The sequence below is a fragment of the Sphingobacterium sp. LZ11T8 genome, from assembly GCF_024261425.1.
Taxonomy (GTDB): domain Bacteria; phylum Bacteroidota; class Bacteroidia; order Sphingobacteriales; family Sphingobacteriaceae; genus Sphingobacterium.
In genome coordinates this window covers 1,021,572-1,045,124 of the sequence record NZ_JANBZY010000001.1, presented here as the reverse complement: position 1 = coordinate 1,045,124, position 23,553 = coordinate 1,021,572, and the positions used below count along the sequence as shown (strand labels likewise).

The 23,553-nt window shown below is 38.9% G+C and carries 17 protein-coding genes and 2 pseudogenes; 13 read left to right on the top strand and 6 right to left on the bottom strand.

Going from position 1 to position 23,553, the window contains the following annotated elements:
- Positions 1-452: 452 nt before the first annotated feature.
- Positions 453-614 carry a hypothetical protein gene (locus tag NLF99_RS04510; protein ID WP_254526893.1) on the bottom strand — a complete coding sequence of 54 codons (162 nt, stop codon included), beginning with the start codon at positions 612-614 and terminating at the stop codon, positions 453-455.
- Between the two features lie 975 nt (positions 615-1,589).
- Between NLF99_RS04510 and NLF99_RS04505 the strand changes: the two genes are divergently transcribed.
- A complete protein-coding gene (locus NLF99_RS04505) occupies positions 1,590-1,805 on the top strand; it encodes a hypothetical protein (RefSeq protein ID WP_254526892.1) in 216 nt (71 codons plus the stop codon).
- 858 nt (positions 1,806-2,663) lie between these two features.
- Here the strand turns inward: NLF99_RS04505 and NLF99_RS04500 are convergent.
- The 5 genes from NLF99_RS04500 to NLF99_RS04485 form a co-directional block, all read right to left on the bottom strand.
- On the bottom strand, positions 2,664-4,322 hold the full coding sequence (locus NLF99_RS04500) for a hypothetical protein (RefSeq protein ID WP_254526891.1): 1,659 nt from the start codon (positions 4,320-4,322) through the stop codon (positions 2,664-2,666).
- A 24-nt stretch (positions 4,323-4,346) separates the two neighbouring features.
- Complete coding sequence (locus NLF99_RS04495) at positions 4,347-4,535, bottom strand: hypothetical protein (RefSeq protein WP_254526890.1); 189 nt, start codon at positions 4,533-4,535, stop codon at positions 4,347-4,349.
- 1,859 nt (positions 4,536-6,394) lie between these two features.
- Positions 6,395-6,580, bottom strand: coding sequence for a DoxX family membrane protein (locus NLF99_RS19780; protein ID WP_368041465.1), 186 nt, complete (start codon positions 6,578-6,580; stop codon positions 6,395-6,397).
- Entirely contained in the window at positions 6,580-7,083 is a 504-nt protein-coding gene (locus tag NLF99_RS04490; RefSeq protein ID WP_254526889.1) for a VOC family protein, read from the bottom strand. Before NLF99_RS04490 ends, NLF99_RS19780 begins: the two co-directional genes overlap by 1 nt.
- Before the next feature lie 136 nt (positions 7,084-7,219).
- Positions 7,220-7,522: a DUF3861 family protein gene (locus tag NLF99_RS04485; protein ID WP_089765587.1), complete on the bottom strand. Its 303-nt coding sequence runs from the start codon at positions 7,520-7,522 to the stop codon at positions 7,220-7,222.
- Positions 7,523-8,093: 571 nt separating this feature from the next.
- Between NLF99_RS04485 and NLF99_RS04480 the strand changes: the two genes are divergently transcribed.
- From NLF99_RS04480 to NLF99_RS04425, 12 genes and pseudogenes are all read left to right on the top strand, one after another.
- Positions 8,094-8,705 carry an AraC family transcriptional regulator gene (locus tag NLF99_RS04480; protein WP_254526888.1) on the top strand — a complete coding sequence of 204 codons (612 nt, stop codon included), beginning with the start codon at positions 8,094-8,096 and terminating at the stop codon, positions 8,703-8,705.
- 154 nt (positions 8,706-8,859) lie between these two features.
- The gene (locus NLF99_RS04475) at positions 8,860-10,632 is read left to right on the top strand and encodes an oleate hydratase (protein WP_254526887.1); all 1,773 of its coding nucleotides are present in this window, start codon (positions 8,860-8,862) and stop codon (positions 10,630-10,632) included.
- A 120-nt stretch (positions 10,633-10,752) separates the two neighbouring features.
- Positions 10,753-12,348 carry an oleate hydratase gene (locus tag NLF99_RS04470; RefSeq protein ID WP_089765578.1) on the top strand — a complete coding sequence of 532 codons (1,596 nt, stop codon included), beginning with the start codon at positions 10,753-10,755 and terminating at the stop codon, positions 12,346-12,348.
- Positions 12,349-12,361: 13 nt separating this feature from the next.
- On the top strand, positions 12,362-13,258 hold the full coding sequence (locus NLF99_RS04465; protein ID WP_089765576.1) for a 3-hydroxyacyl-CoA dehydrogenase: 897 nt from the start codon (positions 12,362-12,364) through the stop codon (positions 13,256-13,258).
- A 93-nt stretch (positions 13,259-13,351) separates the two neighbouring features.
- On the top strand, positions 13,352-13,672 hold the full coding sequence (locus NLF99_RS04460; RefSeq protein ID WP_254526886.1) for a MarR family winged helix-turn-helix transcriptional regulator: 321 nt from the start codon (positions 13,352-13,354) through the stop codon (positions 13,670-13,672).
- Between the two features lie 62 nt (positions 13,673-13,734).
- A pseudogene (locus NLF99_RS04455) lies at positions 13,735-14,792 on the top strand (IS3 family transposase); the annotation flags it as partial.
- A gap of 3 nt (positions 14,793-14,795) precedes the next feature.
- A pseudogene (locus NLF99_RS04450) lies at positions 14,796-16,076 on the top strand (TraM recognition domain-containing protein); the annotation flags it as partial.
- Positions 16,077-16,172: 96 nt separating this feature from the next.
- Positions 16,173-16,559, top strand: a complete 387-nt coding sequence (locus NLF99_RS04445) for a hypothetical protein (protein ID WP_045754278.1) — start codon at positions 16,173-16,175, stop codon at positions 16,557-16,559.
- A gap of 160 nt (positions 16,560-16,719) precedes the next feature.
- On the top strand, positions 16,720-21,060 hold the full coding sequence (locus NLF99_RS04440; protein ID WP_254526885.1) for a CusA/CzcA family heavy metal efflux RND transporter: 4,341 nt from the start codon (positions 16,720-16,722) through the stop codon (positions 21,058-21,060).
- A 66-nt stretch (positions 21,061-21,126) separates the two neighbouring features.
- Complete coding sequence (locus NLF99_RS04435) at positions 21,127-22,284, top strand: efflux RND transporter periplasmic adaptor subunit (RefSeq protein WP_254526884.1); 1,158 nt, start codon at positions 21,127-21,129, stop codon at positions 22,282-22,284.
- Positions 22,285-22,319: 35 nt separating this feature from the next.
- Positions 22,320-22,793, top strand: coding sequence for a heme-binding domain-containing protein (locus NLF99_RS04430; protein ID WP_254526883.1), 474 nt, complete (start codon positions 22,320-22,322; stop codon positions 22,791-22,793).
- Positions 22,790-23,551 carry a phosphatase PAP2 family protein gene (locus NLF99_RS04425; protein ID WP_254526882.1) on the top strand — a complete coding sequence of 254 codons (762 nt, stop codon included), beginning with the start codon at positions 22,790-22,792 and terminating at the stop codon, positions 23,549-23,551. Before NLF99_RS04430 ends, NLF99_RS04425 begins: the two co-directional genes overlap by 4 nt.
- The last annotated feature ends 2 nt before the right edge of the window (positions 23,552-23,553 follow it).

The following is a 23,553-nucleotide window of genomic DNA, read 5'->3' as shown; positions in this document are numbered from 1 at the left end:
ACTTCTTAGCATACTAATCCCTACAAGAAAGATTTAGATTTTTATTTTAAAGTTTTCAGGAAAAAGCTGTATCGGTTGAATACTAAACTTTTATAAAGATAATCAAAAAAGTCAGGTAGCGATTTGGTAACGGTGCTTATTGCTTTGCTTTTCAACGTGTTTCCGTTAGCTCATAGCAAATATGATAAAAATGAGTGAGAAATTTTATTCAGCTTTTATAAAACCGAATTATGTTTGCTTATTTTAAAAAAGACGGCGTTAAATGCTAGTCATGGTCGGAAGATTTTCTTCCGGCTTTTTTGTTTTTTACATGTGTAAAAATATTTTTATAATTATTTGATAATCAAATAATTAGTTTTTTTTATCGTTTAAATTATGTATATATACTGATAATCAAACATTTATGTCAGTATTCAAAGACCACAAAGTTTCCCTTAGTCAGGTTCTGGATTTCATTCCTGAGGCGCTTTTAAGCCATCTTTCAGCGACCACCAATGTTGACCATTATACCATTCTTTATCTACGAATGTTCTTGCCGGTATTGCGGAGAAGAATTTTTGTAATTCTTTCAGTTTTACTTTCACTTTGATGTAAAGCGAATTAGGTTTTAACATAATTTTCCTTTTTTAATTATCCAGGTTAAAACATAAAATAACCTCTCCCATTCAACTTCATCGGCAAACCAATCTTCAATAAAATATTCCTGCATAAGCAAACTCCCCAATGGAAAAGTATAAGCACATCGTTGGTGTATCTCGGATAATACAATGGCTGTAATCTATCGCAGATACTGTACACCGGTGGATTGGTTCTTTCTGTGGGAGAAAAGGCTTTTGTGTTGCCATTAATATTGCACCCCACTAAAAGTTTGTACATAATACTTTCTTTATCACTTCATGATAGAATGATTTATTTAACAATAGACTCTCATTAATTCCCATCGGATTTTAATTTTTTCGAATTAATGAAATTCATCACGCCCTATACCAAAAGTGAAATTCCAATGATGAGTACGATTGTGAGTTGTTGTTGCCATTTATGTTATTTTAAAAAAACCAGGATATGCACATAAAATCGGCAATATCGCCGTCATATTATATGGCACCGTGGTTCAGCCACATTTCGGTTTCGTTGGTATATTTTATCTTGAACAAAATTCCTCAATTTCTTTAGAACTGACAATCTAATTCACTTAACAAACCGTCTACAGCTTATTTAACAGATAGATACAAAGTATCTACAAGGGGTTTAAATTGCTTGATTTCAGAAAATTCCGATCAAGAGTCCTCCATTTATTGGTTTCTTTAAAAGAGTATATTTCGTGGTGGGATTAATTTCGTTACTTCACCTGCTGATTTAGCTGATATTATGCTTATCAAAGTAGTAGATACACATCGCTGGACTACCTTTTCTTTTCGAAAAGACTTAAAGTTCTGAGTTTGGAAATGCGTATAAGCCAAACAAAAAGACATCTTCTCGGTTAGACTATTCAATGCCTTAATCCAATAATGTTTTTGCTTTTTCATTAGGGTTTCTATGGAATCTTTTTCATATATGATAAACAATTTATAGGTATCATTGTGTCATATATGAAAAAGAAAGAACCAAAACAAAATCAAAAGGGTATTTCAATAAAATCTCGAATTAGGGAACCCAACAAATCATTCCTCAACCACCTTCAGGTACAGGCAAATAAAATGTGTGAGCTCCTAGGAGAAAAACAAGGAGAACAGTTTATAAAGGATTCTTTAAAAGAATGGCCACATCTAATAAAAAGAGAATTGGAAATTTTCAAAAACCCCTAAGTCAGTTATGGATAATACTCAAATATTAAGTTTGAACCTCAAAATTTTTTCTTACTCTTTTTTTCTTTTTGAAGCTCTAGTATAGAACGTCTATAAATATCATTTCTAATTCTCAAAGACAATTATGCAATCTGACGGCCGATGACCATGTTTATGGCTTCTTTTACAATGTACAACTTATCGAAATACAGCCTAAATCTATTGAACCCAATGAATGAAATATACATCAATACCAGCCATCCGTCTTTACTCACTTGGGATACTGCCAAAAAAATGAAAAGAAAAATGCGCTGGAGAAGAAATAATTCTTTAATAACGATACTCTGGTCAGCAAAGGAGGAGGGCAAAACCATTATGCTACAGTTTCTCAGGAGAGGGTGTTATTGGAGGCTACAAACTTGTTAATGAATATCAAAAGGTCATTGAAAAGTTCCGCGATTTGGAGTACTATTCTCGTGATCTACCTGTTTCGGCATGCGAACTAATTGCCGAAGGAAGCCCGTTTACTTATCGGACATTTACGATCTTGGCCCTTAAAAATTCGAGCATTTCCTAATCAGTTCACCGACAAACAATGTCTGGATCGAGCCGTGCAATTGCCTCAGCGCTAAACCGGTCGACCAAACGTCCCGCCTGAAAGAAGCCATGAAGCCTAGCTAACAGGAACTAAACCATTTTACAGAAATGGAAACAGTTGTTATTTTATAATGCCTATTAAATGTGATTGTATATTAAAATTTAACTCTAAATGCCAGAATTCCCGATTAATAATATTCATTACCAGTATATAATAAACATTTTTGAGGTTAAAAAAACTACTACATAAATCAATGACTTTAAGTTGAGACTTAGGTCTGATTATATTGCATCTTTTACACAACGAATAGGATTAAGTTCAAGTTTCCACCATCCTCCTAAACTGGAATATCCCTGCCTAACATGAAGTGAATTGTAGTTTTCGTTTGAGTCAGCTGTGATTGACCAATAATTAGCACCATCCACCATGTCTCGGCTGATATTTCCATTCCTAAAAGTTCCAGTATACGGAAGAAATAAATATTTTTTCTGTTCAGAAATATCGGAAGGAATTACCACAAGACTGGATGGTCCATAGTACCTACCTTTAGTAGATGACGCTCCATAGGTTCCAGGGATACCAGGATTACCGTTAAACTTTGCCCCTGAAAATAGTTTTTGAAAATCACCCTTGGTAGGAGTCCTCCACTCTGGGGAAACTTTTGAGCAAGGATCACCAGAGGGGTAATCATTATATCTAGAAATCGGAGAGTTCATATTAGTAAAGCTTCTTCCGGGAATAACTTTTCCCGCCATCCAATAATCTCCTGACTTTTCGTCCTTTGAATATTGATCTTGATCTGAAAGAAATGAATATGCCCAGGAGGTTCCATTATATAACGACACTAAATTCCCAGGAGCCCAAATAAGGTCTCCTATTTGTATTCCATCGCTAGAAAACTCCTTTATGTTCAATGTAATCTCATATCGGGTTCCTGGAGTAATATTCACCGGTACTTCCAAATTGTTTTTTGTCACACCTCCAATAGATAGAGATCCGATCTTTAGAACAGCACCTGTCGTTCCAGATGGAATTGCTACTTTAACAGGAAGTGAATTGGTTGAAATAATTTCCCTAGAATTGACAGTTGCTGGAAAATCAAATCCTTTCTGAATCAAATTTGACGAAAAGCTTAGACTTCCATCAGCTATTTTAGCATTGCCCTCACCATACGAGTCCAAATACACATTCCTAATAGCATTGAAGTTCCCAGAAATTTTTTCTGAATTTATATTCAATTTAAGAGTTTTAATCTCAGCTATTTTATTGTCCAGTATTACGTCAACTCTATTCTCTGTTTCTCCAGAAAAGGTGATGTTGCCTTTGAAAAAGTACAAAAACTTCGTATCTGACTCAAGTGGTATAGAAGCTTCGCTAAGTTTTTGAGATGCATTTATCTGAGTTATTGAAGTATTACCAAATGAATAAGCAACTATACTGTAACCTGAGCCAGCATCAAGACCGGTAAATGGGGTATTAGTTCCGTTTTGAGAGAATGTTTTTTGTTGCACTAGATTATCACCTTTATAAATTGCAACATGGTATTTTATATTGCTTCCCAGAGGCTGCTGTATAGAAGTTGAGTTATTAGATGCCCTCAATTCTTTATTGCTCTCTCCCTGAAATTCATTGACAAAATTTATTTCTTCAACTGGATTTAATATTACTTCCATCACATGATCTTTATCAAACTTTATTTGATAGCCCTTTTCATCCGCCACTTTTTGTCTGCCATTGTGAGAAGCTTTAATAATTTTTTGGTTATTATTTCCAGGAGAGGTTGCTTTACTATTTTTGATCGATTCTCCAATTAAGTTAACGCTGAGGCTCGCCTTTCCATTAACAGAAAAATCCTGTTTTTCAGAACATGAAAAAAGAAAAAAAAGGCTGAAGCTCAAAATTGACGCAAAAACTTTTTGCTTTGATATAAACTCGTTCATTTTAATTTTTATTGTATATTTAATTTACCAACTTACGTCCTGGGTAAAATTATCTTCAGTCCATTTTTCATCCACTTGGTAATCTCCATTGTTTCCCATAGGGATAACCTTAGCAGAACCGGCTGCAATAGACTCTTCTAACTCCACTTCACAAATTGTAATCTTTGGGGAAATATAAATTTTAGATTTACCAATTTTGCTATATTTTGACATTTTTAAAAACTTAGTATTTGACTATTTGAGTCGGTTTTTAATAAAACCACGCAAATTTAATTGATTTCAGCCTGCTTTTAAGTGTTGTGGGAAAAGTGAAATTCATTCTGTAGTTTTTATGCTACAGCAGTAATGGTTATTACTGATGTTCTTGAAGAATAATAAATTCTCATGATCAGACCATTTTATTTTTATTATTGTCTACATCGGAGATTGTCCCATACTTAAAATCCTGGATTGTCGGTTATATACTGTTCTTCATTTATACCTGCTCCCATAATGATTCATACGGGAATGCTCTTGTTCAAAAGTTTGTTCCCGCCCATTAACTTAGGTAGGATTATCCTTTATCGTTTGTAGGACAGATTGAGGACCTTTAGGGTGAGACAGGACGTTAACGAATGGCAGGTTAAATGTAATAGCACCATAGAATGATCGGGGCCTCCGTAAACTATCCCTTTTGACATCGAATTATTCAATTTTGTATTGAATTGAATAGTTCCCTTTTTCCCGATGCATTTGTAAAGCTGCTGGTCAATATAATGTTCAAGATCCATGTTAAACGAAATTGTTTCCATGTATTTATCGCAACTCGTTAGTCTTACTAAAAAATTAATCTTCTATTAAACAGACATCTCGCATCCAGCAATAAAATCAATAAAAAAAACTTTCTTTAAAACAAAAAAAACATTCTACAGCATGTTCAAAATAAAAAAGAGTCAAATTAAAGCCTTTTTTAACCAATAAAATTTATAAATTCAATCAGAACAATGTATTCTATACATTAAAAATACAACTAACAGGATTTTATAGACATAAACGTGCGTTTTGTTTTCACAAAACAACTCATTAATCAAAATAATATATGATTTTTTAATAATTTCTTGATAAAAATCAATAAAAATCCAAATCATCACAACATTAATCGCAACATAACACAATTTATTTATCAAAAAGTACAGTATCAATTAAAAAAATGAGTACTTTTACGTGAAATACATTAATAACGTTATTTTTTACTAAAATTGCCCTCTCATAACAAACATAGGTTTATAATTGGTTGATTAATGGTCCCCTTCTCCAGGGGACCTTAATCTATTTAAGTTTTGTTATAAAAATTTCACTTTGAAATTCTCCATCTAATTGGAAATGCTAGCTGTTATTTTTTTGTCAATAACTATACGCTAATGCCATATATAGCCCTAATAAAAAAGATATTTTCTTTCCCCCGTTTTTGGTCTGATGCAGATAACTGTTGCCAAATAGTAGAATATTAATTACCTCCTTCCAATTCAAGTTCGCTCCACTCCCCTTGGGATAAGGTAAATCCTATATCCGTAGTTTCCTTCCAAATATGAAAGGTTCTTTCTGGAATAGGAACAAGATACTGTGGTTTTTAAACAACCGCCCTAAGGCTATCTGTTCAACGGTCATTCCTCTTGTTCGTCTGAATTTATTCAGTTCATTTAATGATTTTAAGGTTTTCCTTTTTTGCTCCGGATAAATAGTGGAAAAATATGACTATTATCATTCTGTTTTATCCGAACACCAACCCTTATTAAGTGATTTGAACGGCAAACTTTTAGAGGTTTCTTTTGTCAATTTTTCTGAAAAACTGTTTTTCAGAACTTGAGAATCAGCTTTTAAGTTTGACCTCACTTGAGTTGTAACTGACAGCTAAAATACTACGAAAGCTAATTTTGGGAGGTGGGCTGAAAAAGGTACTTTCATCGAATATTACAACCTGATTGATACGACAGATTTCTATTCCAGTAATTCATGAAGTTTCTTCAATTGGGCTTCCCTTAATGTTGTTCATAAGGAAGGGGCAAGGCTACCGAAGAATTGTCCGATAATGGTTAACCACGATATAATGTCGGGACCTCTACAGCCCTCATATGATGGATTGTCCCTTTAATACCACCACCACCAAACCAGCCCAAAACTTTTTGGGCACCGTGGGGAAACATAATAACCCCAAGGACAACTCTCAGTAGTGTTATTGCCGGGTCGTCCGTCGTACTAAATATTGAAAGTATATCCATTAGAAATCCCCCCTTTTTATTTGGTCAAATATCTTTTCATACCCAAGGTCGAAATACAGTACCTCCAGGTAATGGCCGTACTCTTTTACAGTATCTAAATAGGTGAATTTGGTACTGTCGCCAACCTCACCCGCCTGTGCTATTTTTAGTCCCTGATCTGTGAGTCTTTTCATAGTAGCATCGTAATCGAACACTTTTACCGCCATATGATGAATGCCCATCCATTCATACTTTTTAAGGAACTCATCATAGGTACTGTGTCCGCGAATCGGTTCGATGATTTCTATGTTTGTATTTCCCATTTGACCAAATGCAAGATTTACATCTATATCTAAGGGTTCACCATACAAAGTCTGGTTTCTTATTTCAGGCTTTTCCAGTTTCAAAAATTTAGGAACGCCCATAGTCTTCTCGAAAAATGAGATAGACCTGTCCATGTCTGAGGTCACAAAACCTATCTGGTAAAATCCAGCAAACATCGGATCGATAAATGTTTTTTCCATTTTGAATATCTTTAGATTATAAAATACAAATTTTCAGCTTGTTACGAAATGCTAAAAGGGCGAAACAACTGTAATCTTAGTTAAAATGACTGTTGTTGGATTAAAGCAGAAATAAATGATGGTTATTAGACTTATGCTATTTTCCTTTTTTCAGCTTCATCATAAATGCGCCTACCGTTTCCGTTAAATCTTTTAATACAGGATTAGGTGTTTTCCGGTTTCTGAGCAAAACTTCACTGAATAATTTCAGTCCGATGAAAAATTCGGTGTTGTCATTCGGGTTTTCAAAAATGGCGCTGCTTTTAGCTATTTCGAGTATTTTAAACAGATCATCGTGATTTTGAAACTCTAAAATCAAGGGCTCGTTTTCAAACGTCTGACCCTGCAGATCTGTCAACCCCTTTATTGTAAGTTGGTAATTGTATGCTTTCTTGTCCATTGTAATTTATTAAAGTGAAACTGCAATAATTTATAGTGCAAAGTTTCAGCATATCGTGATGAAGTAAAAGGGCAGTTCGACCCTAAACTTAGTCGAAGTGTCTGTTCGGGAATGATGCTCTCAAAATGGAATATCTAAATATCATTAAGCCTTGGGATACCGTCTATAAACAAAAACGAGAAAATATTTTGATATATTTGGGGCTTGCAATGAACCTGGAATCTTTGCTTAAATCTTCTTTCGGAATAGTGAAAGCTCCGATGTTTAACAAGGTAAAATCCCCGATGAAGTTATTTAAAGGATATATATGAAATCATACGAAAATTTAAAGGAAACCCTTGCATTTTATGGGGTTAATTGCAACGAGCCTTATTATATTTCCTCAGGTAATTCAATTCTTAAATTCCCAAAGAAATCATTCCGAATAGATTTTTATGCATTTTGTATCTGTCTTGCCGGTAATATTGAACTTGAAATAGATAACAATACATATAATATCAATCAGAATGGCTTCCTCATTTCCGCACCTTCTACTATCATAAAATTTAAAAAAGTAAGCAAGGATTTCAGGATGAAGCTGCTATTTTTTTCAAAAGACTTTCTGCTTAAAAATATTGCCAACCCCTTCATTATTGACAAGATGAATCTGTTTCGGTACGGCTCGTACAATATTCTGGAAGCCGACATACAACAAGCGGTTCCATTGTATGCGTTTTTGGACTATCTGCAAATAAAAACTTCCGTAAAAGGTAAATTTACAGAAGAGATAATTCGCACGATTATCTTTAATCTTTTGCTGGAAATTGCGGAGATAGTTAGTTTAGAAGGAGGCGATTCGAAAGAGAATAAAAAGAAGAAAAAGGAATTGTTTTTGAAGTTTGATGAATTGGTAAAGGAAAATATCCTGCTTTATAAAGATGTCGGTTTTTATGCAAAACAGCTGTGCATATCTGACAAATACCTGATAGAAGTGGTAAAGAAAGCCACCGGCAAAACACCTCATCAAATCATCGATGAAGCGCTGCTGAAAGAAGCGTATGTTATGCTTGGCAATCCTGGATTCAATATTTCCCAGATTGCAGATCTGCTTCAATTCAGTTCCGTTTCAGCTTTCGGTAGGTTTTTCAAAAAATATGCTTCCATTTCTCCTACCGAATATCGTAGGCAGCAGAATATCTCCTAACCCGAATTTCAGAACGACATAACTGAATTTCGGGTTGAAAAAGAATTTGAATATATTTGAATATATACGTCACTTTATTAAAGAGCAAGTATGCAAGAATAGATTTCAAAACGTTTTCTATTAGCATAACAAAAACATTCTTAAAAAGGAAATTATGTATTACAGCAATGGAAATTATGAAGCATTTGCAAATCCCAAAAAACCCGCAAATGTAGACCAAAAATCAGCGTATCTGATTGGTTCAGGATTGGCATCTCTTTCTGCTGCGGCTTTTATGATCCGCGACGGGCAGATGAACGGCAGTAAGATTCATATTTTAGAAGAACTGGCACTTCCAGGCGGCAGTATGGACGGTATCCTGGATGAACAAAAGGGATATATCATTCGCGGCGGCCGTGAGATGGAAGTCCATTTCGAAACCTTGTGGGATCTTTTCCGCAGTATCCCTTCCCTTGATACCGAAGGAGCATCTGTACTGGACGAATTTTACTGGCTGAACAAAGAAGACCCTTCCTTCTCTCATACAAGGGTGATCGTCGATAAAGGAGAACGTCTCTCTACCGATGGACTGCTTACCTTGACACCAAAAGCCATACAGGAATTAATAAAACTGGTTTTGATTCCCGAAGAAAAATTGCAGGATTTGCGGATAGACCAGGTATTCACCGAAGATTTCTTCAATTCCAACTTTTGGTTATACTGGGCAACGATGTTCGCTTTCGAACCCTGGGCCAGTGCATTGGAGATGCGCCGCTATGTGTTGCGTTTCATACCTCACGTAGGCAAAATTGCCGATATGTCTTCGCTTCGTTTTACCAAGTACAACCAGTACGAGTCGTTGATTCTACCGCTTGTCAATTATCTTAAAGAACAGGGGGTTGATTTTCAATACAATACCCAGGTTCAAAATATTATAGTTGATACAAAAGACCATAAGAAAGTAGCACAGCGTATAGAATTGATTCAGGACGGTCAAGAAAAGCAAATCCAATTAACAGAAAATGATTTGGTATTTGTAACGAATGGCTCCATCACGGAAAGCACCACTTATGGCGATAACAATACGCCGGCTCCCGTAACGTCAGATATCGGTGGCAGCTGGAAGCTTTGGAAAAAGCTGGCACGACAAGATGCCAGTTTCGGAAAACCAGAGAAATTCTGCGAAAATATTCCAGAAGCCAACTGGGTCATTTCCGGAACCATTACGTTGACGGACGATAAAGTATTGCCTTATATTGAAAAAATCACGAAAAAAGACCCGAAGAGTGGCAGTATTGTAACCAGCGGGCCTGTAACCATCAAAGATTCCAGCTGGTTATATGGTTTTTCCATCAGCCGCCAGCCCCACTTTAAAAAACAGAAAGACAATGAGGTGATTGTTTGGGTGTATGGATTGTTCTCCGATAAGCCCGGTGATTATGTCAAGAAAAAAATAACCGAATGTTCCGGAGCCGAATTGTGCGAGGAGTTATTATATCATATCGGTGTTCCCGAAAGTGAAATCGCAGCTATTGCCCAAAATTCGGCTAATACCATCCCTTGTCGTATGCCCTATATTACTTCTTATTTTATGCCTCGTGCATTGGGCGACCGTCCTTTGGTCGTTCCGGAAGGTTCGGTCAACCTCGCGTTTATCGGCAATTTTGCTGAGACTGAAAAAGATACGGTATTTACGACAGAATATTCCGTACGTACAGCAATGGAAGCGGTTTATACGTTGTTAGATGTAGACCGGGGCGTTCCTGAAGTTTTTGCTTCCTCTTTCGACATCAGGGTTCTATTAGAATCCATTTATTTTCTGAATGATAAAAAGAACCTCAAAGAACTGGATCTTCCCTGGCTTTTATCCATTGTAGAAAAATATGGGCTTAAAAAAATTGAAGGAACATACGCTGAAGAAATATTGCGTGAAGCAAAGCTTTTGTAACCAACCAATTCCGGCAACCGAGTACAATAATTTTTCAACCGGCTGCCGGTTTTCAATTTTTATATAATTATAAAATACAACTAGGAAATACTTGTTGTTGATCTAAAATTTATTAAAAATATGAGCACAAACAATTCAGAAAAACACGCCTATTTCGTCGGAGGCGGATTGGCCAGCCTGGCAGGAGCCGTTTATCTATTGGAAGACGGTGGATTCAAAGGAGAAAACATCCACATTATAGAAGCCTTGCCCATTTTGGGCGGAAGCAACGACGGGGCAGGCAGCAAGGAAAAAGGCTTCATCTGCCGTGGCGGAAGGATGCTAAACGAAGAAACTTACGAGAATTTCTGGGATCTTTCCAGCCGCATTCCCTCTCTGGAAGTTCCTAATATTTCTGTTAAGGATGAAATATTGGCTTTCGACCACGCCAATCCTACGAATGCCCAAGCCCGTCTGATTGATAAGGACGGTAATAGATTGCCCGTTACCGATATGCAGTTCGATACCAAGGATCGTATGAAAATGGTAAAGCTGTTTTTTACCGATGAAGATGAACTGGATAATGTAACGATCCGCGATTGGTTCGATGACCATTTCTTCACCACCAATTTCTGGTATATGTGGCAGACCACCTTCGCCTGGCAGGAATGGAGCAGCATCTTCGAATTTCAACGCTATATGAAAAGGATGCTGTTGGAATTTTCCCGTATAAATACATTGGAAGGCGTGACTAGAACGCCCTATAACCAATATGAATCGGTCATTTTACCCATCAAAAAATACCTGGACAAATACAATGTGGACTTTTCACTTCGTAAAACGGTTACAGACCTTCATTTTAAGGACAACGATAACATCACCGTTTCTGAAGTAGAATGTGTCAATGCTGAAGGAAATACGGAAATAATTGCCGTAAACGAAGATGATTTGGTCTTCTTTACGAATGGATGTATCACCGATAATTCCAACAATGGCGATTATAAAACGCCTGCCAGATATTTACCCGGCAATCCGCCAAGTTTTGCCCTATGGCGCAAAATAGCAGATAAGAAACCGGGAAGATTGGGCAATCCCGATCCTTTCTTTACCAAACCGGACGAAACCAAATGGTATTCTTTCACGCCGACCTTCAAGGGCAACAAGATGCTGAAGCTCATTGAGGAATATTCCGGAAATAAACCAGGAAGCGGAGCCCTGATGACTTTCAAGGACTCTTCGTGGCGGATGTCCATCGTTGTGGCGGCACAACCGCATTTCAAGGCACAAGGTGATGATACCACCATACTTTGGGGTTATGGATTATACCCTGATGCTATCGGCGATTTTGTCAAAAAACCGATGATAGACTGTACAGGCGAAGAATTGCTCACTGAATTAATTCACCACCTGCATTTTGAGCAGCACGAAGCCGACATCAAGGAAAGCGTCATCAACGTTATCCCTTGTATGATGCCTTATATCGATGCCCTTTTCCAGCCGAGAGCCAAGGCCGATCGCCCTGCCGTGGTACCTGAAGGTTCTACCAATCTCGCCCTGATCAGCCAGTTCGTGGAAATACCGGAAGATATGGTGTTTACCGAAGAGTATTCCGTTCGCGCGGCAAGGTGGGCAGTATATACGTTGCTTGGATTGGACAAAAAAGTAGCACCTGTAACCGAATACTGGAAACGACCTGATGTATTGGCTAAAGCCATTCATACTTCGTACAGATCATAAAAACAAAAAGATTATGAATTTTAAAAATGTAACAGTCGCCGGAAGTGGCGTATTAGGATATCAGATTGCTTTTCAAACCGCATTTCACGGATTCAATGTAACCGTGTACGACATTAATGATGAAGTTTTGGAAAAAGCAAAAACTAAGTTCCAAATCCTGAGCGAAGCCTTTAAAAAAGATTTAGGAGCTACGCAGGAACAATTAGATGCTACCAAAAGCCGGTTGTCTTACCACTCGGATTTGGCGGAAGCAGTAAAGGATGCCGACCTGTTGATAGAAGCAGTACCGGAAAATCCGCAGATTAAAATTGACTTCTACCAGAAACTAGCCAAGGTAGCACCTGAAAAAACGGTCTTTGCGACCAACTCGTCTACACTCTTGCCAAGCCAATTTGCCGAGTTTACTGGAAGACCGGAAAAATTTGTTGCCCTGCATTTTGCGAATGAAATCTGGAAACACAATACCGGAGAAGTGATGAGGCACCCGGGCACTTCGGATGAGGTTTTTGAAAGCCTTCTCGTATTCGCAAAAGAGATTGGGATGGTACCGTTGGCTATTCATAAAGAGCAGCCGGGGTATATTGTCAATTCCCTATTGGTACCTTTATTAGGAGCTGGTCTGGGATTGTTGGTAAATGGTATCGCGGACGTGGAAACCATAGACAAAACCTGGATGGTGGCTACCGGAGCACCGGTGGGTCCGTTTGGGATATTGGATGTAGTTGGGGTTACTACTGCTTACAACATCAACAAAATGGCAGCTGAAGCTACAAAAGACCCCGTTAAGCAAAAAGTGGTGGAATACCTGAAAGAAAATTTCATCGACAAGGGTAAACTGGGGATTGCAACCGGCGAAGGATTTTATACATATCCTGATCCGGCTTATAAGGACAAAGACTTTTTGAAGTAAAAATATCCCTTACCATTTAGTACTTTCTCCCGATGAAATAGAAATTTCATCGGGAGGAGTTTTTACAATATTGTGCCGGAAATAAAAATTGAAATGACAGACCAGCTAAAATTAACAAATCAGGGATGTTTTCCGGTCTATGCATTGGCCAAAGAAATCGTAAACCACTACAGGCCCTATCTGGAAAAGCTGGATTTGACCTATCCTCAATATTTGGTGATGTTGGTATTGTTGGAAGAAAATGAACAGACCGTTACCCAATTGGGAGAAAAACTGAAACTGGACAGCGGTACTCTGACCCCGCTGCTGAAAAGAATGCAGCAAAAGGAACTGATTTTCAGAAAACGGAGCCATGCGGACGAACGTGTCGTAAATATATCCGTAACCGAAAAGGGGCAGCAACTAAAAATGTAAGCTCCCCCGAAAACAAGACTGTTAGAGAATAGAAAAAAGAGTGCTAACTTTAACAGTTAATTATGAAAGGGAAACGATTCAAACCGGAGCAGATCAGTAAGATCTTAAAAGAATTTGAAGCAGGCAAAAGTGTTCAGGAGCTCACACGGGAATACGGGGTGAGTTCAGCCACGTTTTATAAATGGCGTCAGCGGTATGGGGGTATGGAGAGCAGTGAACTGAAGCGGATGAAGGAGCTGGAGGAAGAGAACCGGAAGCTGAAGCGTATGTATGCTGATCTGGCATTAGACCTGGAGGCGGCAAAGGAGGTGATAAAAAAGCTTTGAAGCCCTGCCAGCGCAGACAGGTTGCTCAGGAATTGGTGGATTTGGGCAAAGGCATCAGCAGGGCGTGCCGCACAGTGGGATTGAGCAAGACCTGTTATTATTATGTATCGGATCGCGATGATAGTGAGGTGGAGAAAGCCTTGCGCATCAAGGCCGAACAGTTCCCCCGGGAGGGTTTCTGGAAAGCCTACGGCCGCTTGCGCCGGGAAGGTCATTTATGGAACCATAAGCGGGTACACCGCGTTTATAAGCTGATCGGGCTGAATATCCGCAGGAAAATGAAAAGACGTCTGCCCCAGCGAGTAAAACAACCATGGATCATTCCGCTCTCGGCCAACGACACCTGGAGCATGGATTTTATGAGTGACGCGCTCAGCAATGGGCGCAAATTCCGTTCCTTCAATGTGATGGACGATTTCAACAGGGAGGCGCTGCATATCGAGGTGGATTATTCCATGCGCAGCTCACGGGTGGTGTGGGTGCTGAACCACCTGATCAAACGTAGGGGAAAACCCAAGAAAATCTGGATGGATAACGGTCCGGAGTTTATTTCACAGATATTGACCGAATGGAGCCAGGTTAATGGTATCGAGTTTCTGTACATCCAGCCAGGAAGGCCTATGCAGAACGGACTGGTGGAAAGATTGAACGGTACTTACCGCGATCATGTGCTGGACAGCTACCTTTTCGACACGATAGACGAAGTCAGGGAAGTGACATGGAAATGGATGGACGATTACAATAATTACCGACCCCATGATAGTCTCGGTGATCTTGCTCCTGTAGAGTATGCCGCTTCCACGATTGCCTACAATCACTTATTAAAGAACGGGGATAAATACAAAGTACAGCCAAAATTTTATGTGATAAATTTTGACGACCCTCGCAAGAGCCACCGTTGCAACCCACTCAATCCCGACTTTATGACCTACATCAGCGACGCCTATGAAGCAGCATAAACCATAATGTTAAACCTCAACAGGTCGTGGATACAGAAGCAAGGAGATTTCTTCGTGGAAAGCCCGATTATTCTATTAGCAGCTATTATTTGGTATTTAAAAATCTATGATAACGGAAAGTATTGTACCTTTCCACACGGCATTGAGTTACTGAATAAAAAGTACGCAGACGTATTTACGATTTTAACTTCTTATCCTGATTTAGAGAACTATTTATCTCCCTTTATGGATGCTTGGCAGGGAGGCGCACAAGACCAATTACAGGGACAGATTGCATCAGCTAAAATACCTTTGTCAAGAATGATTAGCCCACAGTTGTATTGGGTAATGACAGGCGATGATTTTTCATTAGACATAAATAACCCACGTGAGCCTAAAATCCTTTGTGTAGGAAACAACCCCGACAGGCAAAATATTTATTCGGCGGCTTTGGGTTTGTACAATTCCCGAATTGTCAAACTCATTAATAAAAAAGGACAATTAAAGAGTTCTGTCATTATAGACGAGTTACCGACAATTTATTTTAGAGGCTTGGACAATCTTATTGCAACGGCGAGAAGTAATAAGGTAGCGGTTTGCTTAGGCTTTCAGGATTTTTCCCAATTAATTCGTGACTATGGAGATAAGGAAGCTAAGGTAATTCAGAACACGGTCGGTAATATTTTTAGCGGTCAGGTCGTGGGCGAAACGGCAAAGAGCCTGTCAGAACGCTTTGGGAAAGTATTACAGAAACGCCAAAGTATGACGATTAACCGAAATGACAAATCAACTTCAATTTCTACCCAATTAGACAGTCTTATTCCAGCTTCAAAAATCAGTACACTTACACAAGGTATGTTTGTCGGTTCAGTGTCCGATAACTTTGACGAACGTATAGAACAAAAGATATTTCACGCAGAAATTGTAGTAGATAACGAGAAAGTTGCTGCCGAAACAAAAGCGTACCAGAAGATACCGGAAATTTTATCCTTTGTCGATGAAAGCGGAGAAGATAATATGAAACGGGATATTGAGAACAATTATCGTCAGATAAAATTAGACATTGTTCATATCGTGGAAAGTGAAATGGAGCGTATAAAGAACGACCCGAATTTACAGCATTTGATACAGGAGGGATAATATTGAATTTTTAAATCATTTATTTTGAAATATTTTAAATTACAGCGTCTTATAAAAGAGAGCAGACTTTTTTATTAACTTTGTTAAGTGAAAAAAATGTTTTCAATATTATTATTGTCTGTGTATTTAATTTCGACAACTGAATTAGGTCAGTTATTGAAGTTTCCTATACTTATAGAGCATTATTTCGATCACAAAGAAAAAAATCCGGAGGTTACTGTTTTGCAATTTTTGGAAGTTCATTACGCCGGGAGCCATCTGGAAAACCATCCACACGATGACGATTATGAACAAGACAAACAATTACCGTTTATCGTACATATCGATGTTTTGAATATCAGTTTTGTACTTGTCCCCCCTTTTAGTTTTGATATAGAAACCAAAAAACTTGTAGGCAAAGAACCCAAAACCTTGCCTTTGGACGATACATTTTCTGATAACAATTACCGTTCTGCCATCTGGCAACCTCCGAAATTCTGTTAATCTTTTTTGATTTCCACGATGAATCCTTTCATCGTGCATTTGCTGTTTGATAATACTTTCATTCGGGCAGTCGGTGTATTTTGTGTCCGCCTGTAGGATTGATCATGTATTGGAAACGTCAAATCTCTTTATTTATCATTTACGATTAACAGAATAAATTATGCTTACAAAAATCATTGAGTTTTCTGTAAAGAACAAACTCATTATAGCATTATTGGTTCTTGGTTTAATCGGCATTGGCTCTTATCAGGTAAGCAAATTACCGATTGATGCTGTGCCGGACATTACCAATAATCAGGTGCAGGTTATTACAATCGCTCCGTCTTTTGGGGCAACCGATATCGAACGTCTGGTTACTTTCCCAATTGAACAGGCGAACTCCAATATTTCCGGACTCAAAGAAATCCGCAGTTTCTCCCGTTTCGGATTGTCCTTGGTTACCATTGTTTTTGATGATGGTATTGATGTGTATTGGGCAAGACAACAAGTGGCAGAGCGGCTGCAACAGGTTCAGAATGAAATTCCGCAAGGTATCGGAACACCGCAATTAGGGCCGATTTCTACCGGTTTGGGCGAAATCTATCAATATGTCGTTCGTCCTAAAGAAGGTTTTGAACAAAAATACGACGTTACGGAACTCCGTACCATTCAGGATTGGATTGTGCGTCGACAGCTACTTCAGGTCAAAGGCGTAGCGGAAGTCAGCAGTTTTGGCGGTAAATTGAAGCAATACGAGATTGCCGTGAATCCCGACCGACTTAATGCTTACGGCATTACCATCAATGATGTTTTTGATGCACTGAATGCCAATAACCAGAACACCGGCGGTGCTTATATCGAAAAAGGGCCAACCGTTCTCTACATTCGGAGCGAAGGTTTGGTGGGCAATATTGAGGATATTCAAAACATTTCCATTACCAATAAAAACAACGATGTACCGCTGTTTATCCAAGATGTAGCTGATGTCAAAATTGGTTTTGCCACCCGTTACGGAGCGATGACTTACAACGATCAGGGCGAAGTTTCGGGTGCGGTGGTGATGATGCTGAAAGGTGCCAACAGTAGTCAGGTCATCAGAGATGTAAAAGCCAAAGTGGCTCAAATCCAGAAAACCCTGCCCGAAGGCGTGGTGATAGAACCCTTTCTTGACCGTACCAAAATGGTGAATAATGCCATCAGCACGGTAGAGAGAAACCTTATGGAAGGTGCTTTAATCGTGGTATTTGTCCTCGTTTTATTTCTCGGAAATTTCAGAGCCGGCTTACTCGTGGCTTCGGTGATTCCACTAGCAATGCTTTTTGCCATTTGTATGATGAACCTTTTCGGGGTGAGCGGCAATCTGATGAGTTTGGGTGCACTGGATTTTGGATTAATCATCGACGGAGCGGTCATTATTGTAGAAGCCGTCCTGCATCAGTTATCCCTCAATCCTAAGTTCAAGAGCCTGCTGAAAATTCCGTCCAATGATATGGATAGTGTAGTTACAGAATCTGCCGGAAGAATGATGAACAGTGCAGTTTTCGGACAAATTATCATCTTCATTGTGTACATTCCGATCCTAACATTGCAGGGGATTGAAGGGAAAATGTTCCGCCCGATGGCAGAAACGGTGGCGTTTGCATTATTAGGTGCATTTCTGCTTTCCCTAACCTACATTCCGATGATGAGTTCGGTTTTGTTGAAGAAAAGAAGTTTAAAACCTTCGTGGTCGGACAGGGTAATGAAGAAAGTAGAAGCGCTTTATTTGAAAACCTTGCTGAAAGTTTTACGCATTCCGAAAACCATTTTTACCATAATCGGGATATTGTTCATCACGGCAATAATTCTGCTAAGCAGAATGGGCGGCGAATTTATTCCGTCTTTGGAAGAAGGTGATTTTGCGGTGGATACCCGCGTTTTACCGGGCAGCAACCTTACCACCACGATTGAAAGTACGCAAAAAGCAGCCCATATCTTAAAAACCCGTTTCCCCGAAGTGGAAAAAGTGGTCACCAAGATAGGAAGTGGAGAAGTGCCTACCGATCCGATGCCAATGGATGCTTCGGATATGATGGTCATTCTGAAAGACAAAAAAGAATGGACTTCCGCCAAAACGTTTTCCGAATTATCAGAAAAAATGAGCAAAGCACTGGAAGATGTGCCCGGTATTACAGTTGGTTTTCAGTATCCGGTAGCGATGCGTTTTAATGAACTGATGACTGGTGCAAGACAGGATGTGGTCATCAAAATCTTTGGCGATAATCTGGATTCTTTGGTGCAAAATGCCAACCAACTCGGTAAAATCATTGAAACGGTAAAAGGTACACAAAACCTTTATATAGAACCGGTTTCCGGGCTTCCGCAGGTGGTGGTAAAATACAATCGTCCCGTGATTGCTCAGTATCATCTTTCTGTTGCAGATGTCAATCGGGTGATTAATACCGCATTTGCCGGACAGAGTACAGGTTTGGTTTTTGAAGGCGAAAAACGCTTTGATATGGTAGTACGCCTGAATGCCAGTGACCGAAAAAACATCAATGATATTCAAAATCTATTGGTTCCAACACCTGCAGGCAATCAGATCCCGCTCAATCAGCTGGCAACCGTAGATGTGGTGGAAGGTCCCAATCAAATTCAACGTGAAAATGCACAACGCCGTATTGTCGTCGGCTTCAACATCAAAGACCGTGATGTGCAAAGCATTGTGGAAGAATTGCAGGGTAAAGTGGACAAACAGATTAAACTTCCGGCCGGCTATTCTATTACGTATGGCGGTTCTTTTGAAAATCTGAACAACGCCAAACAACGGTTGATGATTGCCGTTCCGCTGGCATTGGCATTGATATTTGTCCTGTTGTTTATGGCGTTCAAGTCGATTAAAGAAAGTCTTCTGATTTACACCGCCATTCCGTTGTCGGTCATCGGAGGTGTATTTATGTTGAATTTACGCGGAATGCCTTTCAGCATCAGTGCTGCCGTTGGTTTTATCGCTCTTTTTGGCGTAGCGGTTTTGAACGGTATTGTATTGATTTCAGAATTTAACCGACTGCATAAAAACGGCATTAGAAATATCGTCAGAATTGTGATTGATGGCGGCGAAAGCCGATTGCGTCCGGTATTGATGACCGCAGCCGTTGCCTCCCTCGGCTTTATCCCGATGGCAATAAGCACAGGTGCTGGAGCAGAAGTGCAGCGACCTTTGGCGACCGTGGTAATTGGCGGACTGATATTGGCCACTTTGCTCACCCTTTTTGTCCTACCGCTTTTATATGTCAATATCGAAAATGGATTTAAAATGAAAAAACCAAAATCCAAACATGTCGCCTCTGTTCTGTTGATTTTTATGCTGTTTTCAGGAATAAAAATGAAGGCACAAACCATAATTTCTTTAGATGAAGCCGTGCAAACAGCGTTGCAAAACAATCGCAACCTGAAAAATGAAAAACTGCGTTCGGATTATGCCAAAGCATTGATTAAAACTTCTAATGCCGATATTCCGCAAACCGCAGTTACAGCAGATTACGGACAAATAAATAGTGCATACAACGATATGAAATTCGGGATTTCACAGAGCATCGCTTTTCCAACTGTGTATCAGAAACAGAAAAATTTGCATTCCGAAGAATGGAAAAAAAGCCAGTTGAATGTTTCGCTTAAAGAATTTGAACTGAAAAAAGCCGTCAGCCAAAGTTATTTCCAGATAGTGTATTGGAAAGATAAGGAAAAATTGCTGAATGAAACGTTGCAACTGTACACCCAATTTTTAGACAAAGCCAGTTTGCGTTTAAAAGCTGGAGAAAGCAATATTCTGGAAAAAACAACGGCTTCCAACCAAAAATCGGCGATTGAGATTCAGTTGAAACAAGTGCAGCAGGAAATAAAAACCTTGCAGTTGCAGTTCAGTTGGTTGCTCAATTCCGAAACGGAATATCTTCCTTTGGAAAATTCCAGACCGGTTCTTTTGCTTCAGGAAAATGCTTCGCATCCCTTGTTACATGTATTGGAACAGCAAAAAACGGTTGCCGGCAAACAAACCGAAGTGGAAAAATCCAGACTTCTTCCGGGTTTGCAAATCGGTTATAATCTCAATTCGTTCAAAGGTATGGGACCTGATGATAAACTGTATTCTGCTACACCACAGTTTCATTCGGTGATGGTAGGTGTTGGCATTCCAATATTTTCAGGCGGACAAAAGGCAAGAATTCACGCTTCTAAAGTGGCGGAAAGCATTGCGGAAAACGATTGGCATAATACGGAATTTGCATTAGAGAAAAAACAGAAACAGCTCAAGCAAATGTATCAAACGAATCTCGAAATCATCAACCGTTACGAAACTGATGAACTGAAAAATGCAGACATCATTACCAAAACAGCACAGCAACAATTCATTAACGGAGAAATCAATTATCTGGAATTTGTAATGCTCGTCAATCAGGCAGTTTTGCTCAAAAGCAATTATGCAGATGCCCTATTGAAACTAAACGAAAGCGTGGTTGAACTGAATTATATCACGATTCAGTAGTTGATGAACAGGATATTTTAAACAGTAAACAGAATTTTTCAAATCAATATATAATTAGACAAGAAAATGAAAATATTAAAATTATACGGTTCTTATTTTTTGGTCTTGATAGTACTGCTTTCCGCAGTTCAATGTCAACAAAAACAAGAAACCACCGCCACCAAAACTGCAAATCCGAAAGACGAAAACACGGTTATTTTCACCGATGCACAGTTACACAATACCCCCATTGAAACCGCGGAACTGTCGATGCAGCATATTTCCACCGTATTGAAACTCAACGGTAAAATTGATGTACCACCGCAAAATCTGGTTTCCGTAAGTACACCGCTGGGCGGCTATCTGAAAAGCACCCGCCTTTTGCCAGGGATGAAAGTAGTTAAAGGTCAGGTAATTGCCGTTATTGAAAATCCGCAGTTTGTACAGTTGCAGCAGGATTATCTGATGGCAAAATCCAAATACCACTTTGCCCAACTGGATTATAACCGACAAACTAAGCTCAACCAAAGCCAGGCAAGTAGTGATAAAGTGATGCAGCAGGCACAATCCATTATGAGCGATCAGAAAATTCTGATGAATTCCATTGCCCAGCAACTGAAGTTGGTCAACATAAATCCGGCTAAGATATCTGCCGGAAATATTCAGCAGAGCGTACCTGTCTATAGTACCATCAACGGTTTTGTGAGCAAGGTGAATGTGAATGTAGGCAAATATGTAACGTCTTCGGATGTGCTGTTTAAACTCATCAATCCTTCTGATATTCACCTCAATTTAAAAGTGTATGAAAAGGATTTGGAAATGCTGAAAACCGGGCAACAGATTGTGGCTTATACCAATGTAGATCCTTCAAAAAAATATGCCGGTGAAATTTTGCTGACGAGTAAAGACGTGGACGGAAGCGGCATGGCTGAGGTTAATTGTCATTTTGAAAAATACGATCCTGCACTCATTCCCGGAATGTATATGAATGCCGAAGTGAAAACAGAAAATTCTTTTGCCAATGCTATTCCGGAAGAAAGCGTGGTGGATTTTGAAGGGAAAAGTTATGTCTTTACAGAAACCGGGAAACAGACCTGGAAGATGGTCCCGGTCACATTGGGAATTTCCGAAAATGGCTTTGTTGAAATCCTCAACTTTGCTGATTTTCAAGGTAAGAAAATCGTGGTCAAAAACGCCTATACCATATTGATGAAGTTGAAAAATACCAGTGAAGATGAAGATTAATAGTCAGATAAAATCTCATATAAATATTTAAAAAAATGGAAATTATAAAAACAATCATTCCCCTATTACTGATTTTGCTGATTGGCATCCAGTTCTTTGGGGTAACGCCCAATACTTCTGCAATAGTGCCTGAAAGTGCCATAGAAAACCATTACAGCATTCCCTCAAATGTGCAGCAAATCCTGAAAACCAGTTGTTACGACTGCCATTCCAATAACACGGTTTATCCATCTTACAACAAGTTGCAACCCATCAAATGGTGGCTGGCAGAACATATCGCGGATGGAAAAAAACATCTGAATTTTGATGAATTTAATGCATATGCTACAGATCAGAAATTACGTAAGCTGGCTGAGATTGAGGAAACCGTAAATGCAGGAGAAATGCCATTGAAAAGTTATACCCTTATCCATAACAATGCAAAATTGTCGGATGAGCAGAAGCAGCAACTCCGGGATTGGGTCATTGCCACAAAAAAGGTAATCAATCGTAAAGCTATTAACCGATGAAGAGGGTTATTGTATTAATCCTGTTGTGCTTATCCCAATGGAGTGTGGCTCAAAGTGGGTTGCAGAACATTGCCCAAAAGCCGGCATCAGATTCTGTATCGGTATATCAATTCAAATATAAAAAGCTGATAGTACCATCTGTTTTTATTGGATATGGAATCCTAAGTCTGACTTCTGATGACCTGAAACAGCTGAACCGTTCCACCCAATATGAAATTGGGGAGCATCAGCCGGATAAAATAAAACTGGATAATTATACCCAATACGTACCTGCAATATTGGTTTATGGATTAAATGCTATTGGACTTAAAGGAAAACATAATTTGAAAGACCGAAGTATTATTTTAGGCACATCGTTGCTGATTTCAAGTGCTGTCGTATTACCTACCAAGCATTTGGTGAGAGAAGAACGACCAGATGGTTCTAATAATTTGTCGTTTCCTTCGGGACATACTACAACTGCTTTTACAACAGCACATTTTATGTTCCGTGAATATCAGGATGAAAATATTTGGTTAAGTTTGTCTGGTTATCCAATTGCTGTTTTTACGGGAGTTTATCGCATTTTGAATGATAAACATTGGGTGGGTGATGTGGTTGCAGGTGCCGGTATTGGAATTCTCTCCACAGAAGTTGCCTATTGGTTGTTCCCAAAAGTCAGTCAATTATTTTCAAAAGATCATAGCAAAAATAGTGCTCTTGTATATCCGTTTTATCAAAATAAAACAATGGGATTAGGTTTGTCTTTAAACTTTTAAAT

What these genes read in the sequence shown, in the direction of transcription:
- NLF99_RS04510 (WP_254526893.1), bottom strand. Translation starts at nt 614, where the DNA reads ATGTTAAAACCTAATTCGCTTTACATCAAAGTGAAAGTAAAACTGAAA.
- NLF99_RS04505 (WP_254526892.1), top strand. Translation starts at nt 1,590, where the DNA reads ATGAAAAAGAAAGAACCAAAACAAAATCAAAAGGGTATTTCAATAAAA.
- NLF99_RS04500 (WP_254526891.1), bottom strand. Translation starts at nt 4,322, where the DNA reads ATGAACGAGTTTATATCAAAGCAAAAAGTTTTTGCGTCAATTTTGAGC.
- NLF99_RS04495 (WP_254526890.1), bottom strand. Translation starts at nt 4,535, where the DNA reads ATGTCAAAATATAGCAAAATTGGTAAATCTAAAATTTATATTTCCCCA.
- NLF99_RS19780 (WP_368041465.1), bottom strand. Translation starts at nt 6,580, where the DNA reads ATGGATATACTTTCAATATTTAGTACGACGGACGACCCGGCAATAACA.
- NLF99_RS04490 (WP_254526889.1), bottom strand. Translation starts at nt 7,083, where the DNA reads ATGGAAAAAACATTTATCGATCCGATGTTTGCTGGATTTTACCAGATA.
- NLF99_RS04485 (WP_089765587.1), bottom strand. Translation starts at nt 7,522, where the DNA reads ATGGACAAGAAAGCATACAATTACCAACTTACAATAAAGGGGTTGACA.
- NLF99_RS04480 (WP_254526888.1), top strand. Translation starts at nt 8,094, where the DNA reads ATGAAGCTGCTATTTTTTTCAAAAGACTTTCTGCTTAAAAATATTGCC.
- NLF99_RS04475 (WP_254526887.1), top strand. Translation starts at nt 8,860, where the DNA reads ATGTATTACAGCAATGGAAATTATGAAGCATTTGCAAATCCCAAAAAA.
- NLF99_RS04470 (WP_089765578.1), top strand. Translation starts at nt 10,753, where the DNA reads ATGAGCACAAACAATTCAGAAAAACACGCCTATTTCGTCGGAGGCGGA.
- NLF99_RS04465 (WP_089765576.1), top strand. Translation starts at nt 12,362, where the DNA reads ATGAATTTTAAAAATGTAACAGTCGCCGGAAGTGGCGTATTAGGATAT.
- NLF99_RS04460 (WP_254526886.1), top strand. Translation starts at nt 13,352, where the DNA reads ATGACAGACCAGCTAAAATTAACAAATCAGGGATGTTTTCCGGTCTAT.
- NLF99_RS04445 (WP_045754278.1), top strand. Translation starts at nt 16,173, where the DNA reads ATGTTTTCAATATTATTATTGTCTGTGTATTTAATTTCGACAACTGAA.
- NLF99_RS04440 (WP_254526885.1), top strand. Translation starts at nt 16,720, where the DNA reads ATGCTTACAAAAATCATTGAGTTTTCTGTAAAGAACAAACTCATTATA.
- NLF99_RS04435 (WP_254526884.1), top strand. Translation starts at nt 21,127, where the DNA reads ATGAAAATATTAAAATTATACGGTTCTTATTTTTTGGTCTTGATAGTA.
- NLF99_RS04430 (WP_254526883.1), top strand. Translation starts at nt 22,320, where the DNA reads ATGGAAATTATAAAAACAATCATTCCCCTATTACTGATTTTGCTGATT.
- NLF99_RS04425 (WP_254526882.1), top strand. Translation starts at nt 22,790, where the DNA reads ATGAAGAGGGTTATTGTATTAATCCTGTTGTGCTTATCCCAATGGAGT.